Below are 13,282 nucleotides of genomic sequence, written 5' to 3' on the forward strand. Positions count from 1 at the left end.
CCAATATGCCCACCTGGCTGTCCTTCGGTGTACCGGAAGCGCGCCGTTTCGTGCGTACGCTCGTCGCGTGCACAATCAGCTATGCGGGCGCTCGCCTGGCCGCGCTTCCAGAAGGCTATTGGGCGCTGATTACGACTCTGGTCGTCGTCACTCAACCGAGTCTCACGCAAGCCCTCGGCACCGCACGCGATCAAGTCATCGGGGCCTGCATCGGCGGCGTGGCGGGTGTGATCGGCGTGATGGCGATTCAGCGGGGCGCTGCGCCGCTTGATGTGTTCGCGGTCGCGCTGATACCGCTCGCCGCTCTGACCGCGAAGCGTCCGGCCATGCGGCTCGCCTGTGTGACTCTCGTGATTGTCGTCTTGATACCGGCGGGCTCCGGACCGCCCTTTCAGCGGCCGTTGCATCGCGTACTCGAGATTCTTATTGGCGTGACGGCGGCATTCATCGTTTCGGCGATCTGGCCGAATCGCGCGCTCCTCACCGCTCATCGACGGGTCGCCGATACCCTGGAAAGCCTTCGTCAACTCATCGACCTACAACTCTCAGGACAAGCCGACGAAGACAGGGCCGCCCGTCTCGAAGCTCTCAGTGTGCAGGCGCAGCAGGCCCTCGACGATGCGCTTCACGAAGCCGAGCGCGAGCACATCATCGTGCCTTTGCGTAGTCATCGTTCGGATGCAATCGACAAGGCCGCGCCGTTTCTGCGTCGACTACATAGTGACGCGCTGTTTCTTGGGAAGGCGCTGTCGAATGGGCAGCCGGATGAATACAGAATGCATTTTCGGGAGATCCGCCGCGCGCTGCAGGCCCCGTTCGCAGCACTCGCGGACGCCCTCAACGACAGGAAGCAGGACCCGTCGAAGCTGGAGCGCGTGCGCGAGTGCATGCGCCAACTCAAAAAGGCGCTCGAGGACAATCGGGCGGATGACGCGGGGCGGGACGTCGCCTACTTCGTCGTCGGCCTCATCGTGACGGACCTCGACGCGCTAACCACGGCCATCTATCCAAGCGACCATCCAAGGACGCGTTAGCGCGACAGTCCCCGCGCATCTATCGGCCACACATCGACGACTCGTCCGTTGCGATGGCACACAAATTCATCGTAGAGATTCACCGTCGGATCGCAATGGCCTGGCGGCAATAGAATGCGTTTGCCTAGCAGCACTTCCGTGTCGTCGTATCGCGCAAGCTGTACGTCCAGCATGCCGTGCTCGTCGTTCGCGGCAATGTAGGTGAAGATGCGCTCGTCGGACGCATCGAGCGCTTGCACGCTGCGCGGTAGTCCCGAGTCCACCGCCAGTCCTTTGAGTCCTACATCGCACACGGCGATGCCGGGCCGCGCGGCACTCATGATCGTCGACAATACGAAGAGACTTTGCCTCCAGCGCTGTGCGTCGCTCCATGTCAGCGCACCGTAGTCGCCGTCCATGAACAGGTAGGACCCGGGCTGCAATTCGGTATAGACGCCACTGGCTGCATCGAACTCGACAGTGCCGGTTCCGCCACCGGTGATGACGGTACATTGGATGCCACGTGCCTCCAACGTGCATGCAAAATGCGCGGCGCGCTCAGCGGCACGACCCGCTGCGGTCTTGCGGGCCTGCCAGTCGACAATATGCTGGGCGCCACCGTGGTAGGCCTGAATACCGGAGAAACAGAGCGCCTTTTGCGCGGCGATCGCATCGGCGAGCGACATCAGCGCATCGTCGGTGGTTACGCCGCATCGATGCTGGCCCGCATCGACTTCGACCAATACGTCGATGTGGACGCCCGCGCGTGCCGCCGCGTCTCCGAGCGCGGTGACTTGCGCCAATGCGTCGACGCAGACCGACAGCCTTACGTGCGATGCCAGTTCGACGGCCATCGACACCTTGTCCGCCCCGACGAACTCGTTACTAATGTGGATGCTCGGGATGCCGGCCGCTGCGAACGGGTACGCCTCCGACAACTTCTGGCAGCAAACGCCGACCGCGCCAGCGTCCGTCTGACGTCGCGCAATGGCGCTGGACTTGTGCGCCTTTGCGTGCGGGCGCAACGCGACGCCGTGTCGTGCCGCCAACGAGTTCATCTGCGCGAGATTCGAGTCGAAAGCGTCTAGGTCCAGCACGAGAGAAGGCGTCGCGACCTCGGCGAGCGTGTCGCCGATGCGGGCTGCGGGCGGTGGAGCGAGCGTCATGGGTGCGGGCACGTGAGGTGAGGAAGAGTCATCTTATCGCGTGACACGCCGCTCGGACGGATGCGGCACGCAAAATGCCGCATGCAAAGTGCCGCAGACAAAGTGCCCCATGCGGAACGCGAAGCGGCCAAAGACTCACGCCGCGACTTCGGTCTCCAGAATGGCTCCTTCATCTTTCAGCGCCTGGATACGCTCGTCGTCGAAACCATACTCATGGAGCAGTTCGGACGTATGCTGACCAAGGAGCGGTGCGGGACGCGACGACTGAGTAGAAGAATCGGAGAAGTGGATCGGCAAGCCGATGCCTCGCATACGGCCCGCAAGCGGATGCTCCGTCTCGACAATCATGCCCCGCGCCAAGGCTTGCTCATGTGACGACGCCTCGGGAACGCTGAGCACCGGTCCGCTCGGCAAGCCGATTGCGTCGAATGCGGCGAGCCACTCGTCCGTGGTCCGCTCGACGAGGCGTGCAGTGAGAATTTCGACGAGTGCTTCCCGATGCTTGAGCCGTCCGGCGTTGGTCTGAAAACGCTCGTCTTGATCCAATCCGCCAATGTTCAGTACTCCGACCAATCGCTCGTAGTTGCTCTGGTTGGCCGCGCCGATGTTCACCCATCCGTCGCGTGTGCGGAAAGCCTGATAAGGCGCGCTCGTCGGGTTGGCCGAGCCTGCCTTCGGCAGCACCGTCCCGTCCGCGAAGTAGTTGGCGAAGGCCCAGTACATCTGCTGCAACCCGGCTTCGAAGAGCGACGTATCGACCATTTGCCCCAGGCCGGTGACCTGTTTTCGCGCATAGGCCGCGCTGATGCCGAGCGCGGCGAGAATGCCAGCGTTGATGTCAGTGACAGGGGATCCCGCCTTGATTGGCGCCTGCCCCGGCTCGCCGGTCATGCTCATCAGGCCACTCATGCCTTGCGCGATGAGATCGAAGCCTCCTTTGTCCGCCATCGGCCCACTGCGACCATAACCCGAGATCGCGCAGTAGATGAGACCCGGGTTGACGGCGCGTAGCGCTTCATAGCCCATGCCGAGTTTTTCCATCGTGCCGCGCCGATAGTTTTCAGTGACGACGTCGGCGGTCGCGAGCATCGTCTTGAGCACCTCCTTGCCGCCCTCGGTCTTCAGGTTGAGCGCGATGCCTCGCTTGTTCCGGTTCACGATCATGAACGATGCCGATTCGCCGCTCGCGAGAATCGGCGCGAACCGCCGACAATCGTCGCCGTTCGGGATCTTTTCCACCTTGATGACTTCCGCGCCCATGTCGGCGAGCATCATCCCGCAGATCGGGCCTGACATGATGTGCGCGAGCTCGATCACCCGCATGCCCGCTAACGGTCCCTTCCCCGTCCCTGCCGATTCCGTCGTCCGCTTAGACGCGTCGTTTGGTATTTCGTATGCCATCTCAACGCCCCTTGAATTCAGGTTTGGTTTTGCTCAAGAACGCCTCGTATCCCGTGCGGAAATCGTCGGTGCCGAAACAGGCGAACCCTTCGTCACGGTCGTCGTCGCTGAGCGGTGTCGGATCCATCACGCGACGGACGAATCGTTTATGCCAGCGCGCGACGAGCGGCGCGCCATCGGCAATGCGGCGCGCCGTTTCATACGTATGCGATGTCACGTCGCCATCCGGAACGATGCGTGTCACCAGTCTTTTCGCGAGAGCCTCGCTCGCGCCGAAAATTCGTCCTTCGAGCAAGATCTCCAGCGCGACCGCGGGCCCCGCCAACTGAACAAGCCCCTCCATTTCCGCATGAGCCATCACCAGGCCCAGGTTCTTGATGGGCACTCCGAAGCGGCTCGACTCGCCGCAGATGCGCAGATCGCACATCGCCGCGATCTCGAGACCGCCTCCGACGCATATGCCGTGAATCATCGCAATCAGCGGGTGACGACAGTTCCTCAACGCCCCGAGCGTTCGATGCATGATCGCGCCATAAGCCCGCGCCTGCTCCACGTTGGACCGGTCGGTGCGGAATTCAGCGATATCGTTGCCCGGTGAGAATGCCTTTTCACCCGCGCCGCGCAGGACAATGCAGCGCAGCGCATCGTCTCGGGACAGCGCCTCGATGGTTTCACCCAGCGATTGCCACAAGTGCTTGGTCATTGCGTTGAGCTTCTCGGGCCGGTCGATGATGACCGTCGCGATATCGCCGTCGCGCGTCGTCACGATGGATGCTTCCGCCACTTTGCCTCCTGATTGAATGTTGCATGCACTTTGGGCCGCCGACTCACCGTCGGAACGGCCCACCCGGCAAGTCACACGAACTTCCTCGCATGCGCTGTCTCGTTCTTTTCATCTTCTACTTCCAGCGTGCGGTCGGGGCGCATGGCGAACGAGAGAATGATGCCGGCCGCCATCAGGATCATCGAGACCGTGAACGGGAGGTTCCAGTTGCCGGTGCGATCGATGATCCATCCGCCGACGACCGGGCTGACGATGGCCGCCAGCGCCGATCCCGAATTCATAATGCCAGCGGCCGTGCCCGAATGCTTCGGCGCGATATCCATCGGCACTGACCACATCGGGCCGATCGTCATTTCGTTGAAGAAGAATCCCGCCGACAGGCACAGCGCTACGAGCGTTATGGAGAGATTCGACACCAGCATGATCGGAGCAAGCGATAGCAGCGTCAGCAGCATGCATACGCCGACCATCATGTTGCGTGCTAGTCTCACGTTCCCGCTCTTGCGCAGGATGCGATCCGTCAGAGAGCCGCCGAGCCAGTCACCCAGCACGCCCGCGAAGAACACGCCCGACGCGAATAGCGCGGACTTGCCGAGCTGCATGTGATAGTTGTGCAGGAAGTACTGAGGGATCCAGCCGAGGAACAGCCAGAGGACCCAGCCATAGCAGAAATAAACGGCGGTCACGGGCGCCATGCGACCGAGCAACGTGCGCCACGGCACGGCCTTGCGTTCCTTCACGCCTGAGTAAGTGGCAAGCGTCTGGCATTCGCTGTCGGTGATGCGGGGATGATCGCGCGGGTTGTCGCGGAAGTAGAACACCCATGCGAGCGCCCACAGAAAGCTGATGATGCCGGTGATGATGAACGCGCCGCGCCAGCTCGTCGCGAGCATCAGCCATACGATCAGCGGTGGCGCGACTGCATTCCCGATGCGGGATGCTGCATGCGTAATACCTTGTGCAAAACCGCGCTGATCGGCCGGCATCCAGTTGGACATCGCGCGCGTTGCGGTCGGAAAGGTAGCGCCTTCGCCCAGGCCGAGAAGAACGCGAGCGACGATCAGCGAAAGGAAGCCGCCAGCCATGCCTGTCAGCACCGTCGCCCCCGCCCAGATAATGGCGCAGACTGTGAGCGTTCGGCGCGGCCCGAAGCGGTCGCCCACCCATCCACCGATGATTTGAAACACCAGATAGGGATACGCGAAAGCGGAGAACACGAATCCGATCTGTGTATGCGAAAGACCAAGTTCCGCGCCGAACTGACTGGCAGCGGTACTGACGTTCACGCGGTCGATATAAGTGATGAAATACATCGCGCATAGCAGCAATAGAACGCGCGTGGTGGCTCGACGGAACATCATCGTCTCCTTGAGTGGTCGCGTGCGTGAGCCGGGCGCACGACGGCGCCTGTCACGACTTACGGAACAGCGTCTTGTTGCTTAGGACGAAAGACTGGCGCGTGCTTATGGCGCTCGTCGGCGTGAACGGCGACTGTGCGGTTTGTACGATGGTTTCATGGCTTCGTCTCCTGTTCGCGGATCGATGAAGTGTCCGCTGTCATGGTGTCGATGAATGAATCGCTTGTCTCTACGCTCTACTTCGCTCGCTATGATTCATGCGAGGGCACGCTCGAGAACACGGGCCACATGCCACGCTTCGGTCTGTGCGCCATCGCTGATCTGATGTCTGCAACTCGTACCGTCGGCCACGACGATGGCGTCTTGCGCGTCGCGTGCCTGCCGCACCGCCGGCAAGAGCGACAATTCCGCCATGGCTTGCGATGCTTCGTAGTGTTCCGCCTCGTAGCCGAAGCTACCGGCCATGCCACAGCATGACGACTCGATAGTCGTGACGTTCAGCTGCGGGATCCACGCAAGCACGGCTTCGACTGGGCGCACGGCGTCGAATGCCTTCTGATGGCAATGACCGTGCAGCAGCGCCCTGGGCTTGTCGAGCGCCTTCAGCGCAAGCTCGAAGCGTCCGGCGGCACGTTCCCGAACGAGGAACTCTTCGAACAGGAACGATGCTTCGGATACCTTACTAGCCGCATCGCCGTATCCGTAACCGAGAAACTCGTCGCGCAAGGACAATATGCAAGACGGCTCCAGCCCGACGATGGCCACGCCCCGTTCTACGTATGGCAGCAGCGTATCGAGCGTCCGGCGCGCTTCGGCTTTCGCCTCATCGACGAGTCCCGCGGCAAGGAAAGTCCGCCCGCAGCAAATCGGTCGCTCGCCTGCTTTCGTGTTCAGATGCACCGTATAGCCAGCCGCTTGCAGCACCCGCTGCGCGGCGCGAGCATTCTCCGGCTCCATGTAGTTGTTGAACGTATCGACGAAGAGCAGCACTTCCTTGGTCGCCGATGCGACCCGTTTGCTCGCCGCTGCGTCGAGAAATGGCTTCTTGATTCGGGGAAACGCGCGTTGTGGCGCGAGTCCTAGCTTGAGCTTCAGCCAGCGCGCAGTGCTTGGCATGTTCCTTTCGAGGGCGTTGCCGAGCCACGGCATGCGGCTCGCAAAAGGCGCGTAGCGCGGAAGGTAAGCAATGAGTCTTTCGCGCAGGCGCAGACCGTGACGCGCCGTCCATGCCGCACGCGCTTCGATCTTCATGCGCGCCATATCGACGCCTGTCGGACAGTCCCGCTTGCATCCCTTGCAGGAAACGCAGAGGTCGAGCGCCTCTTTGACTTCCTGACTCGCGAGCCCTTCTTCGGCCTCGCCGAGTTGACCGGAGAGCGCAAGACGAAGCGTATTGGCGCGACCTCGCGTGACATGCTGCTCGTCCTTCGTGATGCGGTAACTCGGGCACATCGTCCCCGCATCAAACTTGCGGCAATGGCCGTTGTTATTGCACATCTCGACGGCTTTCGCGAGGCCGCCCGTGAGGTCGCCACCCGAGCCGGCAATGCCTTCGATGCCCGTTGCCGGATCGCGCGTCACGTTCCATGCAGACCAGTCGAGCTGCGGCGTAGTCTCTCGCTCGCGATACGACGGCGGAAACCTGAATAGCGTGGCATCGTCCATCTTCGGCGGCGCGACGATGCGGTCCGGGCTCATGCGGTTATCCGGATCGAAAAGCCGCTTGATGTCGCGAAACGCTTCATTGATGCGCGGCCCGTATTGCCACGCGACCCATTCACCACGGCAGAGGCCATCGCCATGTTCGCCTGAATAAGCGCCCTTGTATTCGCGCACCATCGCTGCGGCCTCTTTCGCTATCGCGCGCATCTTCAGCGCGCCGTCGCGCCGCATATCGAGAATGGGCCGCACATGCAACGTACCGACGCTTGCATGTGCATACCATGTGCCCTCCGTGCCGTGCTTTCTGAACACCTCAGTCAGACGGCTGGTGTATTGCGCGAGATGTTCGAGCGGGACCGCGCAATCCTCGATAAAGGACACCGGCTTGCCATCGCCCTTCATGCTCATCATGATGTTGAGCCCCGCCTTGCGCACTTCCCATAGCGCCTTTTGCGGGCCGGCTTCAGGCATCTGCACGACCGATCCGGGCAAGCCCAGATCGCCCATTAACTCGACCAACTGCGCGAGCTTCATCAACTGCGTGTCGCGATCGGCGCCTGCAAATTCCACGAGTAGCACTGCCTCGGGATTGCCGACCAGCGCCTTCTCGACGACCGGACGGAACGACGGGTTGGACATCGCGAGATCGATCATCGTGCGATCGACGAGTTCGACTGCAACTGGCCCGAGCTTCACGATGTGCTGCGTCATGTCCATCGCATCGTAGAAGCTCGGGAAGTTGACGACGCCGAGCGTCTTATGCGCGGGAATCGGCGAAAGCTTGAGCGTCAATTGCCGACTGAATGCAAGCGTGCCCTCGGAACCGACCAGCAAGTTGGCGAGGTTCGGCTCACCGTCGCTGAAAGGCAGCGGGCTCTGGCAATCGAACAGATCGAGGTTGTAGCCGGCCACGCGTCTCAGTACCTTGGGAACGCGCTCGCGCAGTTCATCGCGTTCGCGCATAGCGATGCTGCGCACGCCATCCACTAGATCGCGCATGCGTGCATCGAATTGCATCGCGGATAGCCTGCCGAAACGCGCTTCATGTCCGTCAGCGAGGATCGCGTCGATCGCGTCGACGTTGTGCACCATGATGCCGTATTCCATCGAGCGCGAGCCGCATGAGTTGTTGCCGGCCATGCCGCCTATCGTGCATTGCGCGCTCGTCGATACGTCGACCGGAAACCACAGGCCATGCGGTTTGAGCCAGGCATTCAGATGATCGAGCACGACGCCCGGCTCCACCGTCACCGTGCGTGCGTCTTTGTCGAAATGGACGATATTGTTCAGCCACTTCGTCGTGTCGATGACGAGCGCCTCGCCGACGGTTTGTCCGCATTGGCTGGTACCCGCGCCGCGTGCGAGGACGCTCGCGCCCTGTGCACGCGCGATGTCGAGCGCTACGCGAAGATCTTCCTGATCTCGCGGAACCGCGACGCCGAGCGGCATGATCTGGTAGATCGATGCATCGGTCGCATAGCGCCCGCGCGAGGCGCGGTCGAACAGCACATCTCCCTTCAACTCGCGCTGCAAGCGGGCCTGCAAAGGCGTAGGCGCCGAGCCAACCCGCGCTCGCGCAGACGCGGGCACAAGATGTATCGGCTTGACTAGACGGTCGGTGGTTGAGTTGAGCATCGTCGCTATCGCTGAAGGGCCGTTGACTTTCGAATGCGGAATGCCTAATGCCTAATGCCTAATGCCTAATGCTTCATTCGAAATGCAGTTGAACCGGAGGAAGACCGTCGATTGCGCCGATCGCTGTGCCTGGTCCGTCGGGGAACGCCATGCCGCTATAAGAACCGGCCGTGATCGCTACGCCATTCTCGACCGCGAGGCCGCGGGACACCGCATGATTGATGGTCCAGGCCAGCAACCGCCGTGGGTCGCCTGCGGGATTCGCAGGGGTCGCGTCGAAGAGCGGCCGGCCGTCGTACGTAAAGGTCATCGTCGGCGATACGAAGGGGAACGACTCGTCATAGGGCACGCCTTCGCCGAGCACCAACGCGCCGTGGTTCTGCAAATCCGCGAGTTGCCAGAGCTTGTCGACATCGGGCCATGCGGCGAAGCGGCTCGCGACGACTTCGATTGCCGAATGAATGCAATCGATAGCCGCCAGCACTTGCGCGTCGTCATAGGGACCACTACCCGCTTCGAAGCGCCGCTTGAACGTGAACGCCACTTCGAGTTCCAGCGCGGCCTTGCCGAATGCCTGCATCGAAAGGCGCGCGCCCGAGCGATGCACGCCGTCGGCCGGCAGGAGCGCACCCTGAATGGGACCGTCTGCCGACTTCGCACCGACCTTCCAGCCGCCGATCACCCCCGCATGACCGGCATCCCCGGCGCTTGCTCCGAGCGCGCGCAACGTCGCCTCTTGCACAGCGTAGGCTTCGTCCGCGGTGGAAGGTCGCGCGCCTTCGGGCAAGGTGTCGAGCTTCGCGCGGTGTGCCTTCGCTTGCATGAAAAGCCGGGCAGCAGCTTCAGCGTCGAACCGGGCGCTCACGCGGCCACCTTCAGTTCGGGCTTTGCAATATGGCTCGTCAGATGGTTCATCGCTGCGGCCACGCCGCTGTCTTTCAGTGGCACGCCCGCGAGCTTCAGTCCCATTTCGCAGCCCGTGAGCGCGGCCATCAGCGTGAGATCGTTGCAGTCGCCCAGATGCCCGATGCGAAACATGCGACCCTTCAGCTTGCCGAGGCCCGTGCCCAGCGACATGTCGAAATGTTCATAGATGAGCTTGCGCACAGAGTCGGCATCGACGCCTTCCGGCATCATCACGCCCGTGAGCACCGGCGAGTAGACGGCGGGATCGGCACATTGAATTTCGAGTCCCCACGCCGTGACCGCCGAACGGCACGCCGCGGCAAGCCGCTGATGACGCGCGAACACATTGTCGAGTCCTTCCCCGAGAATCATGTCGAGCGCTTCCAGGAGGCCGTAAAGCAGGTTCGTGTTCGGCGTGTAGGGCCAATAGCCCTGCTTGTTCATCTCGATGATCTCTTTCCAGTCCCAGAACGCGCGCGGCAGCTTCGCCTCGTTCGATGCTTCCAGCGCCTTCTGCGAGACCGCGTTGAAGCTGATGCCCGGCGGAAGCATCAGGCCCTTCTGCGAGCCCGACACCGTAACGTCGACGCCCCACTCGTCATGGCGGTAATCGGCGGATGCAAGGCCCGAGATGGTGTCCACGAGTAGCAACGCGGGATGGCCGGCGGCATCCATCGCGCGGCGCACTGCGGCGATGTCGGAGGTCACGCCGGTCGACGTCTCGTTGTGGACGACGCAGACGGCCTTGATCGCATGCTGCATGTCTTCGCGCAGACGCTTCTCGATCATGTCGGGCTGCACGCCGCGACGCCAGCCTTCGATGCCCGGCAACCCAAGAAACTCAGGTTCGAGGCCGAGCTTCTCGGCCATCTTCTTCCATAGGCTTGCGAAGTGGCCGGTCTCGTACATAAGGACGGCATCGCCCGGACTCAGCGTATTGGAGAGCGCCGCTTCCCACGCGCCCGTTCCCGACGCCGGATAGATCACCACCGGTTGCGTCGTTTTGAAGATCCGCTTGATGCCGTCCAGCACCTTCAGGCCGAGCGCGCCGAACTCCGGACCGCGATGGTCGATGGTCGGGTAGCTCATTGCACGCAGAATGCGATCGGGTACGGGACTAGGCCCTGGAATCTGCAAAAAGTGACGGCCAGCGGGATGGAAGTCGAGCGTCAGCATCAGTGCGCATCCTCAAGAAATTGAATTTTGCATGCAAAATACTCTAACGCAGTGACTCGCGCCGGCAAAGGATTTATTAGGCCAAATGGCCTAGGGATAACCCGTTAGCGGTTTTTCGGGCAATTGGTGAGCTAGAATTGCCGAAACGAATTTCGAGGTATTGAATGCAAAACCTGGATCTACCGGAAGCCCGCTTGCCATCCGCTTTGCTGCCCAAGCTAGAACGGCTACGGCTCCACGACACCGTCGTGGACAACCTGCGCAGTTTCATCGTCGAGGGCTCGCTTGCGCCGGGCGTCAAGCTCAACGAGCGCAAGCTCTGCGAGACGCTGGGCATCTCGCGCACACCGCTGCGTGAAGCACTCAAGGTACTGGCGGCCGAAGGGCTGATCGAGATAGCGCCCAACCGAGGCGCCTCTGTAGCGCAGATGAGCGACCTCGAAATTCGAGAGATGTTCGAACTAATGAGCGGGCTCGAAGCGTTCTCCGGCGAACTGGCTTGCGAACGCATCACGCCTGCCGAGATTGCGGACATCAAGGCGCTGCATGAAGAGATGGTTCAATGTCGCGCGCAAAACGATCTCTCCGGCTATTACGCACGGAACCGGGCCATTCACGACAAGATCAACGAGGCCGCGCGAAACACTGCGCTGCGGCAAACCTACGTGTCGATCAATCGTCGTTTGCAGGCGCTGCGATTTCGCTCCAACTTTCAGACGCCGAAGTGGGACAGCGCCATTCGCGAGCACGAGGAGATGATTGCTGCGCTGGAAACGCGCGACGGCCCCCGCATGGCCGCGATTCTGCGTCGCCATCTGTTAGGCAAGCGCGATGCGGTGCTTGCTGAACGCACGCTCACGACAGTCAAGCCTGCTGTTCCGGCGAAGCGCCGCGAAAAAGACGCATGATGAATGCCAAGTGGAGATAGATGCTTCGCTGCGGCGTCGAGTCCAGATCCGCCGAAGACCGCCCGCAGGCCGAAGGTGCGTTTTCTCGACGAGGCGCAGCGCTAATCGAGCGCATTCAATGTCTCGTGCATGCCGCTCATGCGCATCCGTGCGAAGCGCACAGGGACGCTCCGATGGTGCTCGTTCGATTCCGCCGTACTCGGGACCCCTGTCCACCTCGACAACGCCCAAAGCCCCATCTCCGGCATTCTTCATTCGGCATTCAGCATGCAATCGACCCAAAGCGCCGCTGCCACTGTCATCGAACTACCTATCATCCGGCCTTTCGACTGGACTCGCTTGTGCGCCTTCATCGGCGGACGAGCATCGGCAGGCGTGGAGACGGTCGAGGGCGGCGTGTATCGTCGCGCGATCGAATGGCGCGGCGACGATGGAATCGTCGAGGTGAGGCCGCATGAGCGTAAGCATCGTCTGGTGGTAACGGTCCAGGGCGATGTTCATCGGCACGCCGACGAACTCGCGGAGCCGCTGTCGCGCATGTTCGACGTCGCCGCTGATCCGCGCGCTATCGGTCGGTCGCTCGCGCGCGATCCGCTGCTCGCGCCGCTCGTCGAAGCCGCGCCCGGCTTGCGTGTTCCGGGCGCCTGGTCGGGCTTCGAGCTCGTCGTACGAACCATCGTCGGCCAGCAGGTGAGCGTGAAAGGCGCATCGACGATCATGGCGCGGATTGTTCAGCGCGCCGGGCGGCGTATCGACGGTCATGCGCATGAAGGCACGGCCTGGCGGTTCCCGACGCCGGCGGAACTCGCGGCCGCCGAGCTCGGCCAGATCGGCATGCCGGGCAAACGCGTCGAGACCGTGCAGCGGTTTGCGCAAGCCGTGGCGACGGGCGCACTACCCATCGACACGCCGGGAATCGATCGCGAGCAACTGAAACGCGATCTGCTCGCGATGCCCGGCATCGGACCGTGGACGGTCGGCTATGTTGCCATGCGGGCGCTACGCGATCCCGACGCGTGGCCCGATGCCGACCTCGTGCTCATGCAGGCGATCGCGCGGCACGAGCCGTCGCTCACGACATCGGTTCAACAAAGAGCCTTCACCGATCGCTGGCGCCCGTGGCGTGCCTACGCCGCGATGCATCTATGGAACGGCGTTGCCATGCAAGCCGGGCGCGCCAAGGGCGGGTGATTTTGCGTGAAGTCTTTTGAATGCCGCATGCCGGACGCTTGCATACCGCATGCAACTCACCGTAGAGCGACGACAGCCACGT

At 62.2% G+C, this 13,282-nt stretch carries 10 protein-coding genes; 3 read left to right on the forward strand and 7 right to left on the reverse strand.

Annotation, left to right across the window (positions count from 1 at the left end; genetic code table 11):
- The first annotated feature begins 5 nt into the window (after positions 1-5).
- Entirely contained in the window at positions 6-1,034 is a 1,029-nt protein-coding gene (locus LDZ24_RS26605; RefSeq protein ID WP_248324351.1) for an aromatic acid exporter family protein, read from the forward strand.
- Here the strand turns inward: LDZ24_RS26605 and LDZ24_RS26610 are convergent.
- From LDZ24_RS26610 to LDZ24_RS26640, 7 genes are all read right to left on the reverse strand, one after another.
- Positions 1,031-2,179: a DSD1 family PLP-dependent enzyme gene (locus tag LDZ24_RS26610; RefSeq protein WP_248324352.1), complete on the reverse strand. Its 1,149-nt coding sequence runs from the start codon at positions 2,177-2,179 to the stop codon at positions 1,031-1,033. The genes LDZ24_RS26605 and LDZ24_RS26610 overlap by 4 nt on opposite strands.
- 135 nt (positions 2,180-2,314) lie before the next feature.
- Positions 2,315-3,502: a CaiB/BaiF CoA-transferase family protein gene (locus LDZ24_RS26615; RefSeq protein WP_248324353.1), complete on the reverse strand. Its 1,188-nt coding sequence runs from the start codon at positions 3,500-3,502 to the stop codon at positions 2,315-2,317.
- A 79-nt stretch (positions 3,503-3,581) separates the two neighbouring features.
- Positions 3,582-4,364 carry an enoyl-CoA hydratase/isomerase family protein gene (locus LDZ24_RS26620; protein ID WP_248324800.1) on the reverse strand — a complete coding sequence of 261 codons (783 nt, stop codon included), beginning with the start codon at positions 4,362-4,364 and terminating at the stop codon, positions 3,582-3,584.
- Between the two features lie 71 nt (positions 4,365-4,435).
- Entirely contained in the window at positions 4,436-5,725 is a 1,290-nt protein-coding gene (locus tag LDZ24_RS26625; protein ID WP_248324354.1) for an MFS transporter, read from the reverse strand.
- 252 nt (positions 5,726-5,977) lie between these two features.
- Positions 5,978-9,019, reverse strand: a complete 3,042-nt coding sequence (locus LDZ24_RS26630; protein WP_248324355.1) for an FAD-binding and (Fe-S)-binding domain-containing protein — start codon at positions 9,017-9,019, stop codon at positions 5,978-5,980.
- A gap of 73 nt (positions 9,020-9,092) precedes the next feature.
- Positions 9,093-9,842, reverse strand: a complete 750-nt coding sequence (locus LDZ24_RS26635) for a 2-keto-4-pentenoate hydratase (RefSeq protein WP_248324356.1) — start codon at positions 9,840-9,842, stop codon at positions 9,093-9,095.
- 38 nt (positions 9,843-9,880) lie between these two features.
- Entirely contained in the window at positions 9,881-11,101 is a 1,221-nt protein-coding gene (locus LDZ24_RS26640; RefSeq protein WP_248324357.1) for an alanine--glyoxylate aminotransferase family protein, read from the reverse strand.
- Between the two features lie 164 nt (positions 11,102-11,265).
- On the opposite strand from LDZ24_RS26640, the gene LDZ24_RS26645 reads away from it, so the two are divergent.
- Together LDZ24_RS26645 and LDZ24_RS26650 are read left to right on the forward strand one after the other, a co-directional pair.
- Positions 11,266-12,009, forward strand: a complete 744-nt coding sequence (locus LDZ24_RS26645; RefSeq protein ID WP_248324358.1) for a GntR family transcriptional regulator — start codon at positions 11,266-11,268, stop codon at positions 12,007-12,009.
- Positions 12,010-12,276: 267 nt separating this feature from the next.
- The gene (locus LDZ24_RS26650; RefSeq protein ID WP_248324359.1) at positions 12,277-13,200 is read left to right on the forward strand and encodes a DNA-3-methyladenine glycosylase; all 924 of its coding nucleotides are present in this window, start codon (positions 12,277-12,279) and stop codon (positions 13,198-13,200) included.
- The last annotated feature ends 82 nt before the right edge of the window (positions 13,201-13,282 follow it).

The organism is Caballeronia sp. Sq4a, assembly GCF_023170545.1.
Lineage (GTDB): Bacteria > Pseudomonadota > Gammaproteobacteria > Burkholderiales > Burkholderiaceae > Caballeronia.